Below are 18223 nucleotides of genomic sequence, written 5' to 3'. Positions count from 1 at the left end.
AGCGCCCTCTCCCGCTCGGCCAGCCTGCCGGCCAGGACCTCCTGCTCCTGGTGGCTGCTGGACAACTCCGCCCGCGTGCGTTCGAGTTCGAGCCGCAGGTGCTGCGAGTCGCTCCGGCCGGCCGAGGCCCGCTCCAGCAGGGCGAGCAGTTCGGTGCGCACCTCCGGGCCGACCGGCCGTCCGGCCGCGTCCAGCTCCTCGCAGAGGCCGGTGACGAAGGCCGGTTGCGGCAGGCGTTGGCCGGCCACGTAGCGGTACACCGCCGAGTGGTCCAGGTTGTGCCGCTCACCGTACTCGCGGTAGGTGCTGCCCAACTGCTCGTACAGGGGGCGCAGCCGGGCCGCGAAGGCCGACCGGTCGGAATGGTCTTGCTGGGACACCGCACCGTCCTCGCTCTCGCCGTGGATGGCTCGATCCTCCCGGCTCCGTCGCGCCGTGGCCGGTGTTGCGGACGGATCGTCAACACATGGGTGGGGAAACGGCGATGACGGTTGCCGGGACGACCGGCAACGTGTTGCGGCTTACGCAACGCGCACGCCGCACGGCACGGTGGGGTCCTCGTCCCCGCACACCCTGGAGCTCCGGTGTCCCGTACCGCCCTCGTCCTGCTCGCCGCCGCCGTGGTGGCGCTCGCCGCCCTGCTGGTCGCCGCCGCGGCCGCCGGGCTGGCCCGTTGGGAGGGGGCCGGGCGTCCGGCGGCGGTGCGGGCCGGGGCGGTGGCGTTCGCGGGCACCGTGACGCTGGCGGTGGTGGTCGCCTCGTACCTGGGGGACGTGCTGGGCTGACTGGGCCGTACGGATGGTGTCGGTGCGATGGTCGGAGTGGTGCGGCGGGCCCCGGCGGGGGTGGGCGCATGCTCGGCGGGTGACCAAGACAACGGGTGATGGGTCGGGGAAGCGGAGCGAGATCGCGGGGATCCCCACGCGGGTGATCGCGATCGGGGCGATCGTGGTGCTGGCGGTGTGGTTCCTGCTGGCCAACCTGGACAAGGTGAAGATCCAGTTCTGGGTGTTCACGGTGTCCTGTCCGCTGTGGATCGCGCTGCTGGCGACCCTGCTCGCGGGCGGGGCGCTGGGGTGGCTGCTCAAGGGGCGGCGCTCGAAGTGAGCGGGGTGGCCGCGTTCACCCCGCTGATCGAACTCCGGGGGGTGAACAAGCACTTCGGGGCGCTGCACGTGCTCCAGGAGATCGACCTGACGGTCGGCCGGGGCGAGGTCGTGGTGGTGATCGGGCCGTCCGGGTCGGGCAAGTCGACGCTCTGCCGGGCGGTCAACCGGCTGGAGCAGATCGAGTCGGGGACGATCACCATCGACGGGGTGCCGCTGCCCGCGGAAGGCAAGGGCCTGGCGAAGCTGCGCGCCGAGGTGGGGATGGTCTTCCAGTCCTTCAACCTGTTCGCCCACAAGACGGTGCTGCAGAACGTGGTGCTGGCCCAGGTGAAGGTCAGGAAGCGCGCCAGGCCGGAGGCCGAGGCCAAGGCCCGCGCCCTGCTGGACCGGGTCGGGCTGGCCGCGCACGCGGACAAGTACCCGGCCCAGCTCTCCGGCGGGCAGCAGCAACGGGTGGCGATCGCCCGGGCGTTGGCGATGGACCCGAAGGCGCTGCTGTTCGACGAGCCGACCTCCGCCCTCGACCCGGAGATGATCAACGAGGTGCTGGACGTGATGAAGGGCCTCGCCGACGAGGGCATGACGATGGTGGTGGTGACGCACGAGATGGGCTTCGCCCGCAGTGCGGCCCACCGCGTGGTGTTCATGGCGGACGGGCGGATCCTGGAGGACCGCGCGCCGGAGGAGTTCTTCGCCAGCCCGCGGACGGACCGGGCCAAGGACTTCCTCTCCAAGATCCTGAAGCACTGAGGGGCGGTCAGCGATGCGAAGGATCGCGGTCGTTGCGGTGCTGCTCCTCGCGGCCGCCGCCTGCGGCAAGCCCGGCACCCCGCCGCCCAAGGGCCCGCAGCCCAGCGCGCTGCCGAGCTACCAGGTGAACAGTGCGGACGCCGTGCAGGGCTCGCCCACCCTGGAGGCGGCCCGCGGGCGCGGCCGGCTGGTGGTCGGCGCCAAGGAGGACCAGCCGTACCTGGGTCAGAAGAACCCGGCCACCGGCCAGTACTCCGGCTTCGACATCGAGATCGCCAAGATGGTCGCCGCCGACCTGGGCTTCGCCCCGGAGCAGATCCAGTTCCGCACCATCGCCTCGGCCAACCGCGAGACGGCGCTGCAGAACGGCCAGGTGGACTACTACGTCGGCACCTACACCATCAACGACAACCGCAAGAAGCTGGTCGGCTTCGCCGGGCCGTACTACATCGCGGGCCAGGGCCTGTTGGTGCGTCAGCAGGAGAAGGACATCGCCGGGCCGCAGGACCTGGGCGGCAAGAAGGTCTGCTCCGCCGCCGGCTCCACCCCGTACCAGCGGATCCAGAAGGACTACCCGCAGGCCACCCTGGTCGGCTACGACACCTACTCGGCCTGCGTGGACAACCTGATCACGGCCCAGGTGGACGTGGTGACCACCGACGACACCATCCTGATGGGCTACGCGGCCAAGGTCCCGGACGAGTTGAAGCTGGTCGGGCAGCCGTTCTCCAAGGAGCCGTACGGCATCGGCACGCCCAGGAACGACACCGTGCTCAGGGGCGCGATCAACGACGCGCTCCAGCACCACGAGCAGAACGGCGACTGGAAGAAGGCGTACGACGCCACCCTCGGCCTCTCCGGGGTGCCGGCACCGGCGCCCCCGCCGATCGACCGTTACTGACGCTACCGAGAGGCGCCCGGGTTGAAGGTCCTGACGGACAACTGGTCCACGTACTGGGAGGGTTTCCTCGGCACGCTGGAGCTGACGGCGGTCAGCGCGGTGCTGGCCCTGGTGCTCGGGGTGCTGATGGCGGCCTGCCGGGTCTCGCCGGTGAAGCCGCTGCGCACGCTGGGGACGGCCTGGGTGACGGTGCTGCGCAACACGCCGCTGACCCTGCTGTTCTTCGCGGTGCTGCTGGGGCTGCCGCGGTTCGGGATCTCGCTGCCGTTCTTCACCTTCGCGGTGATCGCGCTCGGCTGCTACACCTCGGCCTTCGTCTGCGAGGCGCTGCGCTCGGGCATCAACACGGTGCCCACCGGGCAGGGCGAGGCGGCCCGCAGCCTGGGCATGACCTTCGGTCAGACCCTGGGCCTGGTGGTGCTGCCGCAGGCCTTCCGCTCGGTCGTGGCGCCGGTCGGCAGCGTGATGATCGCGCTGGCGAAGAACACCGCGATCGCCGGCTCCTTCTCGGTGGTGGAGCTGCTCGGCACCTACCGGACCGTCAACGAGCTGGGGTACAGCATCATCTGGACCTTCGTCTGGATCGCCGTCGGGTACCTGGTCATCACCCTGGCGATCAGTGCGGTCTTCAACCTGATGGAGCGACGGCTGGCGGTGTCCCGGTGAGCGCGGAGGGTACGCCGGCCTCGGCGCTGTACGACGTCCCCGGGCCGAAGGCGGCCGCCCGGCACCGGCTCTACGGGGTGCTGACCACCGTCCTGCTGGCGGCGGCGCTCGGCTGGGTGGTGTGGAAGCTCTTCGACACCGAGCAGTTCACGTACCAGAAGTGGATGCCCTTCGAGTACGAGGGCGTCCAGGAGCTGCTGCTGCGCGGCCTGGGCAACACCCTCAAGGCCTTCGCGCTGACCGCCCTGTTCGCCCTCCCGTTCGGCGCGCTGTTCGCCGCCGGGCGGCTCTCCGACCACCGGCCGGTGCGCTGGGCGTGCACGGTGGTGGTGGAGTTCTTCCGGGCCATGCCGCTGCTGGTGATGATCTTCTTCATCTTCGTCGCCATGCAGGTGCAGCCGCTCTGGGCGCTGGTGGCCGGGCTGACCCTCTACAACGGCTCGGTGCTGGCCGAGGTCTTCCGGGCCGGGGTGCTCGCGGTGCCCAGGGGGCAGCGCGAGGCGGCCTACGCGCTCGGCATGCGCAAGACCCAGGTGATGGCGTACGTGCTGGTGCCGCAGGCCAACCGGGCGATGCTGCCGAGCATCATCAGCCAGCTGGTGGTGGCGCTCAAGGACACCTCGCTGGGCTTCCTGATCACCTACGAGGAGTTCCTGCACGCGGGCAAGCTGATCGCCACCAACCTCGACTACGACCTGCCCTTCATCCCGGTGGTGCTGGTGATCGCCCCGGTCTACATCGGCATGTGCCTGCTGCTCTCCTGGCTCGCCCGCTGGGTCGAGCAGCGCGGCCGGCGCAGCCCGCGGATCAAGGGCGGGGCCCCGATGGCCAAGGCGGGCGTGGCGATGGGGCTGCCGCCGGAGGCGCGGTGACGTGCCGTCATGGGAACGGCTTACAGCACGCGATGACGCCCCGTCAGCGGGAGGGCTGCCCGGCGGGCGCGCCGAGGACCTCGGCGGCCTTGGCCAGGACGGCGCCCTGGTGCTCCCTGGCCCGGTCCAGCGCCGGGCGGTGGGCCTCGATGGCGGCCCGCTGGAGCTCGCTCTCCACCGTCAGCAGCACGGTCGGCAGCCGGGTGGCGGTCTTGCAGGCGACATCGGCCCGGGCGGTGGCGCGCTCCAGCTCGCTGGGCTGCGCCGCGTTCCACCGGGGGTCGTCGTTGGCCCGCCAGATGTCGGGGTAGGAGTAGCCGGCCCGCTGCATGCAGGCGCTCCACTCCGCGGTCGCGGCCACCGTGCGCGGGTCCTTCCCGGCCCGGGTGAAACTGTCGGTCGGTATCCGGTTGAGCTCGATGCTGCCCTGGCTGAACCTCCCCACCCCGAGGGTGCGCCGGGCCTCGCCGAGGCAGCCGCCCTCGGGCACCGGGACCCCGTTCAGCTCGGCGCCCCCCTTGCCGCCGTACGCCGTCACGACCTCGGGGGTGGGTTCGGGCGCGGCCTCGGCGGCCGGCCGGGGGAGCGGGTGGTAGCCCAGCCGCTCGGCCTCGGCCGGGTCGATCAGCCCGTACCGCTGGGCGTTGACCGGCCCCGCGGAGTCCGGTGGCGAGGCGGCCGGCCGCCAGTCGAGGCCGAAGCGCCGCAGGCAGTCGCCGGCCAGCAGCTGCTCGGCCCGGGCCACCGTGCGCTCCTGGTCCGCCGTCATCAGGTAGGCGTCGAAGGGCAGCACGATGTCGGCTCCGGTCCGGACCTCCCGGACCGGATCCGGCGGCCGGGAGCCGGGCCCGGCCCCCGGCGCGGGAGAGCAGGCGGCCAGGGCGGCCAGGGCCGCGAGCAGCAGGGTGAGCGGGGCGGTCGCGCGCATGTCCGTCCTTGTCCCGTGGGGCCGTTCCGGAGCGGGGCACCTTGCCCGTGCCCCGCTCCGGAACGCGCTGGTCAGAAGTTGTAGACGTTTCCGCAGGTCCCGCCGAAGATGTGCGAGTTCATCCGGTCGTTGGCGTTGGTGCCGTCGGAGAGCGTGACGTAGGCGAAGTTCGACACCTCGCCGCCGGCCGCGACGGTGAAGCAGGCGCCCCGGTACTGGGAGTTGTAGAAGACCCGGATGTTCTGGGCGAGGTCCCAGTTGTCCAGGCTGCTGACGTTGGTGGCCACGTAGTCGCCGCGGTAGAGCTGGATCCCGTTGTTGTAGGTGACCTGACCCCAGTTCGGCTGCCGGTTGAAGTTGTCGAACTTCCCGCCCTGGTAGTTGGCGTCGCTGTAGAGACAGGCGTTGTTCGGCGTGCAGGGCGCGGACGCGACGGCCGTGCCGACACCGGTGCCGACGGCGGCCACGGCGAGCAGTCCGGCCACGGCGAGGTTCCTCAGACGCATGGTGATCCGTTCTCGAAGGGTGCGGGAGCCGCTCCGGCTCCCGCCCACAGACTCTCCCGGGGGTGGTTCGCATTCCTTGTAAAAAAGCGAAGCGGGTGGGACAGGAGTGGATACCAAAGGATCTGACGGGGTATCGGCAGGTACCCCAAAATCTGCTTATGATTCGGGGATGTTCGACTCCCGGCACCTGCGCACCTTCCACGAGGTGGTCCGCACCGGCTCCTACTCGGCCGCGGCCCGCGAGCTCGGCTACACCCAGCCCGCGATCACCCAGCAGATGAAGGCGCTGGAGCGCGAGGTCGGCGTCCCGCTGTTCACCCGGGCCGGGCGCGGACTGCGGCTCACCGAGGCCGGGGAGACCTTGGCCCGGCACGCCGAGGAGATCCTGGCCGGGCTGCGCACCGCGCAGCAGCAGCTCGGCGCGCTCGCCCGGCTGCGGGCCGGCCGGGTCCGGGTCTGCGCCTTCCCCAGCGCCAACGCCACCCTGATACCCGCCGCGATGGCCCGCCTCCAGGCCGAGCACCCCGGCATCCGGGTCGAACTGCTGGAGGCCGAGCCGCCCGAGTCCCTCCAGCGGCTGCTGCGCGGCGAGTGCGACATCACCCTCGCCTTCGGCTACCCCGGCGCCGACCCCGAGGTCCCGCCCGAGGTGGTGGTCACACCGCTGATGGAGGACCAGCTCACCGTGCTGCTCCCGCTCGGCCACCCGCTGGCGCGCCGTCAGGCCGTCCGGATCGGCGACCTCTCCGAGGAGCGCTGGATCGCCGGCTGCCCGCGCTGCCGGGCCAATCTGCTCCAGGTCTGCTCCGACCAGGGCTTCGCCCCCGACGTGGTCTTCACCACCGACGACAACCTCGCCGTGCAGAGCCTGGTCGCCGCCGGCGTCGGCATCGCCCTGATGCCCGCCCTGGTGCTCTCCTTCATGTGCCACGCCAAGGTCACCGGCCGCCTCGCCGAGCCGCACGTGCGCCGCCAGGTCTCCGCCTACGTGCTCCGCGACCACCTCCGGGTGCCCGCCACCGGACTGGTCCTGGACGAACTGGTCCGGGCCGCCGCCGCCCGCGTGGGCTGCTGACCAGCCCCAACGGCCGCCCTCCGAACGGGCGAACGGCGCACCCGAACGGTCCGCCATCCATAAGCGCGAGCTGGCGGAACGTCAACGAATCCTCGTTGGACGCGTGCGCGCACGCGTCGCACGCTCGGTGGCATGACAACCACCACCGCGCCCCTGGACGCCTGTACCGAGCGGATGCACGGCCTGGTCGACGAGCTGCGCCGCGTGGTCGGCCGGGCCCTGCCACCGGAGCTGACGGTCCGGCTGGTCGCCGCCGCCCTGGCCCCGCACCTCGGCAGCCCGGACCTGCTCACCCCCGCCCAGCAGGAGGGCGACCCCGAGCGCTACCGCCAGCACCTGCTGCACGCCGAGTCCGACGGCAGCCTCTCGGTGGCCGCCCTGGTCTGGCTGCCCGGCCAGCACACCTCGATCCACGACCACGTCTCCTGGTGCGCCACCGGCGTCCACCGGGGCGAGGAGAGCGAGCGCCGCTACCTGCTCGTCCCCGACGGCCGCACCGGACGGCTGGTCGCCACCGAGGACGTGGTGAACCGTCAGGGCGAGGTCTGCGGCTTCACCCCGCCCGGCGACATCCACCGGGTGGCCAACACCGGCCCCGGGACCGCGATATCCCTGCACGTCTACGGCGCCGACCTGGCCCGCCTCGGCAGCAGCGTCCGCCGGGTCTACCAGCACCCGGTCGAGGGCTGAGACCCCGATGGCCTACAGGCTGACCGGCGATCGGGGGGCGGCGTCGCGCCGCCGGGGCACGCACCTCGCCGGCTTCTCGTCGGTCGCCGATGCTCCGCATGGACTCCCTCCTCGGCACCGCCGAGGCACGCACCCCAACGCCGCTCCTTCACCCACCCCCCGATCGCGGTCAGCCTCACCCTCCGCGCCGTCGCGCACCCCACCCTCCCCGGCCCGGTCCGCCGCCACGGCCCCGGGCTCGCCCTGGCCGCCACCGGCGTGGCCCGCCGCCTGGGCCGTGCACCGGGCCGTCCCGGCCGTGCCGATGCTCACCGCCGCCGTGGTGCTCGGGGTGACGGCCGGTCAGCTGCCGGCGCTGCGCCCGCTGGTCGGCGGCGCCGCCAAGGCCGGCCTCGGCCTGGCCTCCAAGCGGCTGATGCGCGCCGGGATCGTGCTGCTCGGCCTCAAGCTCGGGCTGCGCGACGTGCTCGGCCTCGGCTGGGCCAGCGTGCTGATGGTGCTCACCGTGGTCGCCGCCACCTTCTTCGGCACCGTCTGGCTGGGCCGCAGGCTGGGCCTGCCGGGCGACCAGCCGCTGCTGATCGCCACCGGCTACTCGATCTGCGGGGCCTCGGCGATCGGCGCGGTCGGCCAGGCGGCCGGCAGCGAGGAGGAGGACATGGCCACCTCCGCCGCCCCTCGTCACCCTCTGCGGCACCCTGGCCCATCGCGGTGCTGCCGCTGCTGCGCACCCCGCTCGGGCTGGACGCGGCGGAGTTCGGCCGCTGGGTCGGCGCCGGGGTGCATGACGTCGGCCAGGTGGTGGCCACCGCGCAGACCGCCGGGGCCGAGGCGCTGCGGGAGGCCGTCCTGGTCAAGCTGATGCGGGTGGTCATGCTGGCCCCGCTGGTGGCCGGGGTCGGGATCGTGCTGGCCCGCCGCGGACCGCGCGGCGGGAAGGCCGGGGCCAAGCCACCGGTGCTGCCGCTGTTCGTGGTCGGCTTCCTGGCCATGGTGGCCGTCAACAGCACCGGCCTGGTCCCCGCCGCGGCCCTGTCGCTGGCTGCCCACGCCCAGGAACTCCTGCTCGCCACCGCCCTGTTCGCCCTCGGCAGCGCCGTCCGGCTCTCCTCGCTGACCCGCACCGGCGCCCGGGTGGCCCTGCTCGGCCTGGCCTCCTGGGTGCTGATCGCGGGCGTCGCCTACGGTGGCGTCCTGCTGACGTCCTGAATCGGTAACTCTTCGCCCCGGCTGTCGACTTGCCGCTCCCGAACGGGCATCCTCGCAGCGGACGGGGGTGGGAGCGATGGAGTTCCACAGGGCGGGACGGCTGCGACGACGCGCGGCCAAGGTGCTGACGGTGGCGGTGGCGATGCTGCTGGCGGACGGCATCTGGGTGGCGCGCAGCGGCCTCGGCGACGCCGGGCAGTACGCGCTGGCGGTGGTCGCGCTGCTCGCGGCGGTCTTCGGGGTGTCCCGGCTCGTGGAGGCGGCACGGCCGTTCCGGCTCCGGGTGGACGACCACGGGATCGCGCTGCACGACCACGAGCTGAGCTGGAGCCGGATCACCGCCGTCGCGCTGGAGTACCCGGACGCGGTGGAGGGCTACGAGGGCGACGACCGCAGCTACCCCGATCCATGGCTGGTGCTCTGGCCGGTGCCCCCGGTGGTGCTCGCCGGGAAGCCGGCCGGGCGGCGCGGCGGCCACCCCGGGTACCGGGTCGCCAGCTGCACCGATCTCACCCCCGGCGTCGGGGGAGTTGAGCGCCGCCCTGGTGCGCTGGGGCGGCCCGCGGTTCGTCACCGCCCCGGCCGGGATCGGCGCCGAGCCGACGGCCGGTCTCCCGGCCGGCTACCACGGCCCCGAGGAGTGGCAGGAGTACGTCGTCACCGACGACTCGCACCGCCGCGTGGCGGCGGCCCGCGCGGTGTGGGTGGCCGGGCTGCTGTACGGCACGGCGGTCGGCCTCGGGCTCGCCGGGGTCCGGTCCTTCGACGCCTTCGGCCGGGCCCCGCTGCTCCCCTTCGGCCTCCTCGCCCCCTACCTGGTGCTGGCCGGTCTTTCCCGGGCCCGCCGCTACCGCCGCTGGGCCCGCCGGCCCCAGCGGCTGCGGATCGGCAGCCGGGGGATCGGGCTGCGGCCGCGCGGCGGGCAGGAGGTGCTGCTGGACTGGGCCGAGTTGACGGCGGTGCGGATCGCGCCGCGCCCCGACCTGACCGACGGCGCCGCCTGGCTGACGGTCTGGGCGGTCCCGGGCACCCGGTACGGGGCCTCCGGCGACTTCCGCCAGGACGGCCTCTGGGCCCGGGCCCTCATCCCGGTGGCCGGACTGCCGGCGCGGTTCCTGACGCCGGAACAGGCCCTGCTCCGGTACTCCGGCGGACGCTACCGCGAGAGCGGCTAGAGTCGGGGGCGCACAGCCGCAGACGAACGACCGAAGGGCCCCAGCGAGATGACCGTGCTCCCGGACCGGGACGGATTCGACGCCCCCGTCACGATCGACCGCCGCGAGGGCCCGTACGGCGAGGTGGCGCTGCGGCGGCGCGGGGCGCACTACGAGATCATCGCCAACGGCTGCTTCCTGATGGACACCGCCGACGGCCGCTCCGAGCGCCTGCTGATCCAGGCCGCGCTCGACCAGCTGGCCGCGGTGGAGAGCCCCGCCGTGCTGATCGGCGGCCTCGGCGTCGGCTTCTCGCTGGCGTACGCGGCGGCCGAGCCGCGCTGGGGCCGGATCGCGGTGGCCGAGCGGGAGGACGCCATCATCGACTGGCACCGCACCGGCCCGCTCGCCGCGTTCTCCGAGCACGCCCTGGACGACCCCCGGGTGGCGGTGCTCCACGGCGACCTGGTCGCCTACCTGGCCGCCGAGGGGGAGTCCTTCGACGCGCTCTGCCTCGACATCGACAACGGCCCGGACTGGACCGTCACCGAGGAGAACTCCGGCCTCTACGGCCCGGCGGGCCTGGCCGCCGCCCGGCGCCGGCTCAACCCGGGCGGGATCCTGGCGGTCTGGAGCGCACAGCCGTCCGCGGCCTTCGAGGAGGCGCTGCGGACGGCCGGCTTCGCGGACGTGCGCACCGAGGAGATCCCGGTGCTGCGCGGCGTGCCCGATGTGGTGCACCTGGCACGCCGCGCGGACTGACGGACGGCTGACGCTACTTCAGACCGCTGTCCACCGCGGTCATCAGCTCACCGTTGGTGGTGTCGCCGTCGAAGGACCAGATCATCGCGCCCGCCAGGCCCTGGGACTTGATCCAGGCGGTCTTGCGGGCGATCTCGGTCGGGTCGTCGTAGGTGTAGAAGACGGTGCCGTTGTAGATGTAGGAGTGGCCGGCCACCGGGTCGCGGTAGATGGTGTAACCGCCACCGTTGGCCATGGTCTTGAGCTTCTTGTAGTCCTCGAAGCCGTTCTCGTACGAGCCCGGGGCCGGCCCGGTCGCGCTCTGGAACAGGCCGTTGGTGGTGCCGCGCGGCACGCCCGTCCAGCCGCGTCCGTAGAACGGGATGCCCAGGGTCAGCTTGCTCTTCGGGGCGCCCCTGCTGAGGTAGGCGCCGATGGCGATCTCGGAGCTGAACTGACGGGCCACCGGGTTCGGGTCACCGGCCGCCAGCTTGATGCCGGACTGCTGGTTGGTCTGCGTCTCCCAGGCGCCGTGGTAGTCGTAGCCCTGGATGGTGGCGAAGTCGAAGGCGCCGAACAGGCCGGGCACGTCGATGCCGAGGTCCACCTTGGCCGGGTCGGCCGGGAGGAACGCGCTGAGGGTGTACTTCTTGCCGGTGGTGGCGGTCAGCGCGTCCAGCTGGCGGCGGAACTCCTGGGCCAGCAGGGTGTAGTTGGCCTTGTCGGCCGGGCGGAGGATGTTGCCGAGGTGCCCCTCGGAGTTCGGCCACTCCCAGTCGAGGTCGATGCCGTCGAAGATCCCGGCCGCCGAGCCCGCGCCGCCGCGGCCGTCGATGGTCGGCAGGTTGCCCTTGATGTACATGTCGATGCACGAGCTGACCAGCGCCTTGCGGGAAGCGTCGGTGAGCGAGGCGTCGGAGAACCACTTGCTGTACGACCAACCACCGATCGAGATCTGCATCTTGAGGTTGGGGTACTTGGCCTTGAGCTGCTTCAGCTGGTTGAAGTTGCCGGCCAGCTTCTGGTCCCAGGTGTCGGTGGTCCCGGCCACCGAGTTGCCCGCGTCCCAGCCCTTGCCGAAGTCCGCCCAGGCGTCACCGGCACCGTCACCGGCGTTCGGGTCCGAGTCGTTGCCGGCCGCCTTGTTGGTGATGAAGCAGGTCTTGCTGGTCGGGTGGATGTTGGCGAAGGCGTAGTTGAGGTGGGTCAGCTTGGCCGCCGTGCCGGAGGTGTCCAGCTGCTTCACGCTGTAGCCGCGGGCGTAGATGGACCACTGGGTGAAGTAGCCGATCTTCAGCGCGTTGGGGTTGACCACCTCCTTGGTGGTCCGGGTGGCGACCTGGTCGGAGGCGACCGAGGAGTTGCCCGCCGCGTCGCGCGCCTTCACGGTGAAGGCGTAGTCGGTCTCCGGGGTGAGCCCGCTGATCACCGCGTTGGTGCTGGTGACGGTGGCCGCCAGCGCCGGGCCGTTGTAGACGTCGTAGGCGACCACGCCGACGTTGTCCGTGCTGGCGCCCCAACTCAGCGCCACCGAACGGGAGTCCGGGATCGCCGAGGGGGTGCCGGGCTTGCTCGGCGGCTGGGTGTCCGGCTGCGGCGGGGGCACCACGACCTGGACCGGCCCGGCCGGGGCGGAGCGGTTCCCGGCGGCGTCGAAGGCCACCACGGTGATGTTGTAGGTCCCGGCCGGCAGGCCCGCGATGGTGGAGCTGGTCCCGGCGACGGTGGCCAGCTTGGTGGAGCCGTTGAACACGTCGTAGCCGGTGACCCCGACGTTGTCGGTGCTGGCGCTCCAGGAGGCGGTGATCGAGCCGCTGCCGGGGGAGGCCTGGAGGTTGCCCGGCACGCTCGGCGGCACGGTGTCGGAGCCGGTGCCGTCGCACGGCTTGCCGTTCAACTTGCAGTTGAGCAGCGGGGCGTAGGCGCCGGAGTAGGCGATGTTGAAGCCCAGGCTGTACGAGCCGCCGGGCGCGATCGAGGTCTGCCAGCTCGGCGGCTTGACCGTGACGTGCGAGGCGGCGGTGGTGTAGGTCGCGTTCCAGAGCGAGGCGACGGTGTTGTTGGCGGGCAGGTCGAACTCGAGCACCCAGTTGTTCAGGGCGGTGGTCTCGTTGTTCTTGACGGTGTAGCTGCCCTCGTAGCCGGAGCCCCAGTCGCTGCCCTTGGCGAAGGTCGCGGTGGGGGCGGCGGCCTGGGCGGTGCTGGGCAGCGCCACCGCCAGCAGCGGGGCGATCAACGCCCCTGCCGCGAGCAGGGGCAGGCTGAACCGACGTCTGCGCATGGCTGAGCTCCTGTCCAGGGAGCGCCGCCCGGTGCACGGACGGTCTGCTCCCTACCTGTGGGGAGGTGACGGTTCCAGGTGCGGGTACTGCCGGGCCGCCGGGCCGTCGGGTTGCCACGGAGATCCTGTGTCATGCGAGCGTAGGGACGGACCCCGGCGCTGGCAATAGGTCTGGACCAGGGTCGTGCACCTGCCAGTGCTGCGTCAGGTCCGGCCGTGCGTTGCGGTGCCGGGACGCCGAACGGCCGCCGGCCACGGGGCGGTTGCCTCGTGGCCGACGGCCGTCGGGGTGCGTCGTGGGCTGACCGCCCGTCAGCCGAAGGGGTTGTTCGCGGGCGGCGCGGGCTGGGCCGGGGCCGCGGGGGCTGCCTGGGCGGCGGGGGCCGGGGCGCCGAAGGGGTTGAAGTCGGCCGGGGGGACGTGGACGAAGCGGCCCTTGGCGTCGTCCTCCTTCTCCTCGGCGGCCGGGGCGGCGGCCTTGGGCTTCGGCGGGGCGAAGGGGTTGAAGTCCGCCGGGGGCACGTGCACGAAGCGGCCCTTCACCTCGTCGTCGTCGACGGGTGCCGGCGGGGCGGCCGGCACCACCGGGGGCGGCGGGGTGGTCGGGCGCGGCGGGGCCGCGGGCGCGGCGGGGGCCGCCGGCCGAGCGGTCGTCACGGTGCCGAACGGGTCGGCCGCCTGAGCGGTCGTCACGGTGCCGAACGGGTCCACGGCGGCCGGGGCCGGAGCCGGTGCGGCCACCGGAGCGGCGGGCGCGGGGGCGGCCTGGGCGGCGGGGGCCGGGGCGCCGAAGGGGTTGAAGTCGGCCGGGGGGACGTGGACGAAGCGGCCCTTGGCGTCGTCGTCCTCGGCCGCCGGGGCGGTGGCCGCCGCTGCGGGCTTCGGCGGGGCGAAGGGGTTGAAGTCGGCCGGGGGGGACGTGGACGAAGCGGCCCTTGGCGTCGTCCTCCGGGGCCGGGGCGGCGGCGGCCGCTGCGGGCTTCGGCGGGGCGAAGGGGTTGAAGTCCGCCGGGGGGACGTGGACGAAACGCCCCTTGGCGTCCTCCTCGGCGGAGGCGAGCGCGGTGGCCGCGGGCTGCTGGGCCGGCACCGTCGGCGGGGCGGTCGGAGCCGGCGGCACGGGCGGGGCCGGGGGAGCGGCGGGCGGCGGCGCCACCGGCTGCGGCGGGAGGGCCGACTGCACGTCGCCCTGGTAGGCCGGCTGGTAGGCGGGCGGCTCGGGCTGCTGGTACTGGGGCTGGGCCTGCGGCTGCGGCTGGGCCTGCGCTTGGGCCTGCGGGGCGACGGCCTGCGGCGGCAGCGCGGCCCGCGTGCCGTCCCAGCCGAGCTGGATGCCGGCCAGCACCTCGGCGAAGGCGCCCGCGTAGAGCTCGAAGTCCTCCGGGTGGGCGGTGCCGAGCTGCACCGTCAGCACCGAGACGCCGTCCGGCAGTGGGAGGAAGGCCTCGACCACCGAACTCACCGTGTTGTCCTGCGCGTCCGGCTCGTCGGCCGCCTGGCCGACCGGCAGCAGCAGGGGCGGAACCGAGGCGATCCGGGTCTCCACCAGCACCGCCGCAGGGCCGGCCGGGACCAGTACCGTCCACACCTCGGCCTGCGGCCGGGAGTCCGCCAACTCGGCCGAAAGCTCGGTGATCTGACGGCCCGAACGCCCCAGCGAGACCACCAGCGAGGCCCGGCTCGGACGGCCGTCCGCCTCCAGCGCGGCCAGACCGGCGAAGACCACCCCGGCCGCGGCGGCGGGCTGCGCCAGCAGACCCGTCAGCACCGACCACTCCAGCCGGTCCAGCGCGGTGCCGCCGGCGTACAACTCCTCGGCCACCTCCGCCAGATGACCGGCCCGGTCGGCCCGGCCGCCGCGCACCACCAGCGGGTGGAACACCGGCGGAACCACGAACCGGACCTCGACGCCCGCACCCGTCGCCAGCTCCTCCGGCTCCGCGACGGGACGGTCCGAGGCGAACCGCGCCACGGCCGACGGGAACTCCGGCCGCAGGAACGCGTCCGCAGCGTCCGCCACCACCGGCAGGCCGACCTGAGCGGCCGTCACCGCCTCGGCGGGCAGCCCGCGCAGCTCCTTCGCCCCGTACCGGCCGAACAGCTCCGCCGTCGGGGCGTCCGCCTCCGCGAACGCCGTCACCGTCGAGGCCTCCACCACGGCCCCCAGCCCCCGGACGGTCAACCGCCCCGGGCCGGACCGGGCGAGCCGCAGACCGAACAGCGCGGACGCCGCCGGATGCGCGGACGGCCCACCGCTCAACGAGCTCACCGGGTAGTGCGTGGCCACCCGGCTCAACAGGCTGTCGGCCAGTACGTCGATCGTGGCGCCGATCCGCTCCGCGCCCGCGAAGCCGTCCAGAGTCATGGCGGTGGGCCCCCTCGCTCCCCGGTGGAAATTCCGTTCACTTTCTATCAGAACCGCCCGACGACTTGGTGTTCAGCCCGTGTGGACCTGCTGCTCCGCACCCCTCGCGACGAGCCGCGACCGGCCCACCCGGAGGCCGACGGCGTACGGACGGCCGCCCGGGACGGCGAGTTGACGCCCCGCCCGCGCAGCCTCGCCGCAGGCGGTGTCCTACGCCGTGGGCGTGTGCCGCGCCTGCGCTGTCCGCTCGCCCGGTTGCCCGCCGCAGGCGATCTCCCCCTGCCCGCGCAGGCTCGCCGCAGGCGGGTCAGCGGCGGCGTTCGAGCAGGGCGGCGGCCAGGGCTCCGAGGGCGGCGGTGGTGAGGGACCAGACGGGCGGGGCCGGGGCGGCGGTGCGCCAGACGGAGACGGCGGTGGCGGCGAGCCAGCCGGTACAGGCGCCCAGGGCGGTCATGGCGAGGCGGTCGGTGAGGGAGGGGCGGGCGCGGCGCCCGGTCTCGCGGGCCCAGCGCAGCACGGAGCCGGGCAGCACCGTGGCCAGGGCGCCGAGCAGCGCGATCACCGGCCCGTGGAACGGCCCCGGCAGCGGCGGCCGGTAGTCGAGCGCCTGCACGGCGGCCAGCACCATCAAGACCCCGCCCAGCACCGAGGTCTGGAGCAGCGTCAGCTGCTGCTGCCGCTGGTGCAGGCGCTGCTGCACCAGCGCGGTGGCGTTCCGCACCACCGTGTCCGCCCGGTCGCCGACCAGCCGGAAGTCCTCGGCGTCGTGCTCGGTCTGCCGCAGCAGCCATCCCCGCAGCGCGAGGTCCTCCGCGAACAGACCGCCCAGCGGGGCGCCGGCCACCGGTGGGACCGCCAGGTCGGCGTTCTCGGCGGCCAGTTCGGCCTGCCGCCGGAACCGCTCCAGTCTCGTGCGGTACGTGAGCAGGGTGTCGGCGGCCTGCTGGAGCTCACCGAGGGCCAGCTCCAGGGCGAGGAACTGGTCGGCCCGGTCGGAGGCCCCGGTGCGGGCCGGTTCGGCGCAGAGGCCGACGACCCGGTCGGTGAGGCGGTTGACCCGGTCGCGGTGGGCCCGGAAGCCGGCCTGGCGGTCCACGAACGCCAGGTACTGGTCGCGGAGTTTGGCGGTGTGGAGGAGGTAGCGGTGGAACCCGGTGGGCCGCAGCGCGGCGGCCTCGGTGGCGCCGTAGCTCCAGATCCAGGAGTCCAGCAGCCCCTCGTCGGCGCGGGCGGCCAGTACGGCGAGCTGCCGCGACCGCCCCTCCGCACCGTCGACCGGGGGCGAGAGGACCAGGAACTCGCCCGGGGCTCCCGGCAGTTGGAGCGCACGGGCGGCCGGAACCGGCACGCTCGTGACGGGCGCGAAACCGACCCGCAGCGCGGCCTCGCCGGCCACCGTGGCGGGCGGCGCGGTGTCCGGTACCACCCGGTGGACCACGGCGGTGCCGAGCACCCCCTCCGGGGCCGGATCGCCCGCCACGCCCCCGCCGTGCCGGGCCACGGCCGCCCGCCAGTCGCGCTCCGCCCGGGTCCACGGCTCGCCGGGGGCGGTGGCCAGCAGCACGATGACGCCGACCACGTCGTGCTGGAGGTAGCAGAGCGCCTGCTGCGCGGCCCCCGCCGTCCCGGGCCGCTTCCGCCCGGCCAGCACCCGGAACGACCCCGGCCGCCCACCCTCCTCGGGCCGCCCCTCCGGGACCTCCAGCGGAAGCTCCAGCAGGGGCTGCGTCATCCCGTGGTCCCGGCACGCCCGCCACCACGCACGCACCAGCGCCCCGGCGGGGCCGTCCAGCGCGTCCCGCCCGACGAACAGATGGAGGATCAGATCGTGGTCAGCCGGCGTCACCGGGCTCCTCACGGCCGGCTGACGGCTGGCTGGACCGCGGCACCTCCGGCTTGAGGTCGATCCGGGTGTTGACCAGGTCGGTCTGCAGCCGCGGAGCCGGCACGTCCCCGGGTTCATCTGCTCCGCGGACGGCGCCGAGGGGCTCGAAGGCCTCGTCCAGCCCCTCCTGGGCCTCGACCAGCTCTTCGGGGTACTCCGCGAGAAGGTCGAAGATGTACTCGAAGGCATCCGTGGCCGCGTCCCTGGACTGCGCGGCTGGTCCGTCGTGGCCTTCGGCGTGCTGGTCCGTCACTGTCGTCCCCCCGGACGCTCTCAACTGTCCCTCGGAGCACCCAGGTTACGCCGGGCCGGCCAGGCGGGCGAGGGCCTCGGGGAGGTCGGGGACGGCGAGGAGGGTGGTGAGCTGGCGGACGAGCTGGGCGGTGGGGCCGGTGGTGGACTCGGTCGCGAGGAAGTCCGCCAGGTCGACGGCGAGGGAGGGTTCGCGGGCTGCGCAGACCACCAGCGCGGCGGTGAACTCCTGCACCAGCTGGAGCTGCAGCTCCTCCGGCGGGACGGTGCCCTCGTCGGCCAGCCAGTCCAGCGAGGTGATCTCGACGTTGGCGATCCAGGCCCGGACGGTGCGCCGCAGGTTGGGGCTGGGTTCGCCCAGGGAGAGGTGCGAGAGGATCTGCTCGGCGGCGGCCCGCCGGACCTGGTCGATGACCGCCGTCCCGGCCGGGCTGGAGGTCACCGAGCCGCCGCGCAGCAGGGCGGTGAAGCCCGGCCCGTGGCTCTGCACGAAGTCGAGGTAACGGCCCATCACCCGGTAGAGCCGCTCGGAGAGCGGGCCCTCCCGCGGCTCCTCGAAGCGGCCGGCCAGCTCCTGACCGGCGCGCCGCAGGGACTCCTCGTAGAGCGCCTGCTTGCCGGGGAAGTAGTGGTAGACCAGCGGGCGGGAGGCACCGGCCGCCGCCGCGATGTCGTCGATCGACACGTCCTCCGGCGCGTGCCGGCTGAACAGGTCGAGTGCCACGGCGATCAGCTGCTCCCGGCGCTCGTCCACGCTCAGCCGTCGGCGGGGTGCCCGCCCGTCCCGATCCGCCACCGGCGGCGTACGCGAAACCATGGGCGTCACCCTACTGCCCCGG

At 73.7% G+C, this 18223-nt stretch carries 17 protein-coding genes and 1 pseudogene; 11 read left to right on the top strand and 7 right to left on the bottom strand.

Translation table 11 applies throughout. The annotated features are described in order from the left end of the window. Nucleotides 1-584: 584 nt before the first annotated feature. The 6 genes from ABD946_RS05830 (at nt 585) to ABD946_RS05805 (ending at nt 4298) form a co-directional block, all read left to right on the top strand. Nucleotides 585-785: a hypothetical protein gene (locus tag ABD946_RS05830; RefSeq protein ID WP_345280748.1), complete on the top strand. Its 201-nt coding sequence runs from the start codon at nt 585-587 to the stop codon at nt 783-785. A 79-nt stretch (nt 786-864) separates the two neighbouring features. Continuing rightward, complete coding sequence (locus tag ABD946_RS05825) at nt 865-1107, top strand: LapA family protein (protein WP_345280746.1); 243 nt, start codon at nt 865-867, stop codon at nt 1105-1107. 5 nt (nt 1108-1112) lie between these two features. Further along, the gene (locus ABD946_RS05820) at nt 1113-1859 is read left to right on the top strand and encodes an amino acid ABC transporter ATP-binding protein (RefSeq protein WP_345280817.1); all 747 of its coding nucleotides are present in this window, start codon (nt 1113-1115) and stop codon (nt 1857-1859) included. A gap of 13 nt (nt 1860-1872) precedes the next feature. Then, on the top strand, nt 1873-2760 hold the full coding sequence (locus ABD946_RS05815; RefSeq protein WP_345280744.1) for a glutamate ABC transporter substrate-binding protein: 888 nt from the start codon (nt 1873-1875) through the stop codon (nt 2758-2760). 21 nt (nt 2761-2781) lie between these two features. Beyond that, nucleotides 2782-3426, top strand: coding sequence for an amino acid ABC transporter permease (locus tag ABD946_RS05810; RefSeq protein WP_345280742.1), 645 nt, complete (start codon nt 2782-2784; stop codon nt 3424-3426). Next, nucleotides 3423-4298 (top strand): amino acid ABC transporter permease, encoded by an 876-nt coding sequence (locus ABD946_RS05805; RefSeq protein WP_345280740.1) that lies wholly within the window; start codon nt 3423-3425, stop codon nt 4296-4298. The genes ABD946_RS05810 and ABD946_RS05805 overlap by 4 nt, the downstream gene beginning before the upstream one ends. Before the next feature lie 43 nt (nt 4299-4341). Here ABD946_RS05805 and ABD946_RS05800 read toward each other — a convergent pair whose 3' ends face one another. Together ABD946_RS05800 and ABD946_RS05795 are read right to left on the bottom strand one after the other, a co-directional pair. After that, complete coding sequence (locus tag ABD946_RS05800) at nt 4342-5226, bottom strand: hypothetical protein (RefSeq protein ID WP_345280738.1); 885 nt, start codon at nt 5224-5226, stop codon at nt 4342-4344. 71 nt (nt 5227-5297) lie between these two features. After that, nucleotides 5298-5732, bottom strand: coding sequence for a peptidase inhibitor family I36 protein (locus ABD946_RS05795; protein WP_345280736.1), 435 nt, complete (start codon nt 5730-5732; stop codon nt 5298-5300). 169 nt (nt 5733-5901) lie between these two features. Between ABD946_RS05795 and ABD946_RS05790 the strand changes: the two genes are divergently transcribed. The 5 genes and pseudogenes from ABD946_RS05790 to ABD946_RS05770 all read left to right on the top strand — a co-directional run bounded on the left by ABD946_RS05790 (nt 5902) and on the right by ABD946_RS05770 (nt 10622). After that, nucleotides 5902-6807, top strand: a complete 906-nt coding sequence (locus tag ABD946_RS05790) for a LysR family transcriptional regulator (RefSeq protein WP_345280734.1) — start codon at nt 5902-5904, stop codon at nt 6805-6807. Nucleotides 6808-6939: 132 nt separating this feature from the next. Then, a complete protein-coding gene (locus tag ABD946_RS05785; protein ID WP_345280732.1) occupies nt 6940-7497 on the top strand; it encodes a cysteine dioxygenase family protein in 558 nt (185 codons plus the stop codon). Between the two features lie 243 nt (nt 7498-7740). Further along, nucleotides 7741-8706, top strand: a pseudogene (locus ABD946_RS05780) (YeiH family protein). A 530-nt stretch (nt 8707-9236) separates the two neighbouring features. Then, nucleotides 9237-9881, top strand: coding sequence for a hypothetical protein (locus ABD946_RS05775; protein ID WP_345280730.1), 645 nt, complete (start codon nt 9237-9239; stop codon nt 9879-9881). A gap of 48 nt (nt 9882-9929) precedes the next feature. Continuing rightward, entirely contained in the window at nt 9930-10622 is a 693-nt protein-coding gene (locus ABD946_RS05770) for a spermidine synthase family protein (protein WP_345280728.1), read from the top strand. Nucleotides 10623-10635: 13 nt separating this feature from the next. Here the strand turns inward: ABD946_RS05770 and ABD946_RS05765 are convergent, their stop codons facing one another. From ABD946_RS05765 to ABD946_RS05745, 5 genes are all read right to left on the bottom strand, one after another. Then, the gene (locus ABD946_RS05765; RefSeq protein WP_345280726.1) at nt 10636-12882 is read right to left on the bottom strand and encodes a glycosyl hydrolase family 18 protein; all 2247 of its coding nucleotides are present in this window, start codon (nt 12880-12882) and stop codon (nt 10636-10638) included. A gap of 130 nt (nt 12883-13012) precedes the next feature. After that, on the bottom strand, nt 13013-15247 hold the full coding sequence (locus tag ABD946_RS05760; RefSeq protein WP_345280724.1) for a hypothetical protein: 2235 nt from the start codon (nt 15245-15247) through the stop codon (nt 13013-13015). Between the two features lie 307 nt (nt 15248-15554). Continuing rightward, nucleotides 15555-17093, bottom strand: coding sequence for a CATRA conflict system CASPASE/TPR repeat-associated protein (locus ABD946_RS05755; RefSeq protein ID WP_345280722.1), 1539 nt, complete (start codon nt 17091-17093; stop codon nt 15555-15557). Continuing rightward, nucleotides 17080-17385, bottom strand: a complete 306-nt coding sequence (locus tag ABD946_RS05750; protein ID WP_345280720.1) for a hypothetical protein — start codon at nt 17383-17385, stop codon at nt 17080-17082. Before ABD946_RS05750 ends, ABD946_RS05755 begins: the two co-directional genes overlap by 14 nt. 45 nt (nt 17386-17430) lie before the next feature. Then, the gene (locus tag ABD946_RS05745; RefSeq protein ID WP_345280718.1) at nt 17431-18201 is read right to left on the bottom strand and encodes a TetR/AcrR family transcriptional regulator; all 771 of its coding nucleotides are present in this window, start codon (nt 18199-18201) and stop codon (nt 17431-17433) included. Nucleotides 18202-18223 lie beyond the last annotated feature (22 nt).

The sequence above is a fragment of the Kitasatospora albolonga genome (assembly GCF_039535905.1).
Taxonomy (GTDB): domain Bacteria; phylum Actinomycetota; class Actinomycetes; order Streptomycetales; family Streptomycetaceae; genus Kitasatospora; species Kitasatospora albolonga.
Note: the sequence above shows the minus strand (reverse complement) of the source record. Positions and strands in the feature narration are given on the sequence as shown.

Coding starts and splice junctions, on each gene's coding strand:
- ABD946_RS05790 (WP_345280734.1), top strand. CDS start 5,902: ATGTTCGACTCCCGGCACCTGCGCACCTTCCACGAGGTGGTCCGCACC.
- ABD946_RS05785 (WP_345280732.1), top strand. CDS start 6,940: ATGACAACCACCACCGCGCCCCTGGACGCCTGTACCGAGCGGATGCAC.
- ABD946_RS05800 (WP_345280738.1), bottom strand. CDS start 5,226: ATGCGCGCGACCGCCCCGCTCACCCTGCTGCTCGCGGCCCTGGCCGCC.
- ABD946_RS05745 (WP_345280718.1), bottom strand. CDS start 18,201: ATGGTTTCGCGTACGCCGCCGGTGGCGGATCGGGACGGGCGGGCACCC.
- ABD946_RS05815 (WP_345280744.1), top strand. CDS start 1,873: ATGCGAAGGATCGCGGTCGTTGCGGTGCTGCTCCTCGCGGCCGCCGCC.
- ABD946_RS05770 (WP_345280728.1), top strand. CDS start 9,930: ATGACCGTGCTCCCGGACCGGGACGGATTCGACGCCCCCGTCACGATC.
- ABD946_RS05765 (WP_345280726.1), bottom strand. CDS start 12,882: ATGCGCAGACGTCGGTTCAGCCTGCCCCTGCTCGCGGCAGGGGCGTTG.
- ABD946_RS05795 (WP_345280736.1), bottom strand. CDS start 5,732: ATGCGTCTGAGGAACCTCGCCGTGGCCGGACTGCTCGCCGTGGCCGCC.
- ABD946_RS05760 (WP_345280724.1), bottom strand. CDS start 15,247: ATGACTCTGGACGGCTTCGCGGGCGCGGAGCGGATCGGCGCCACGATC.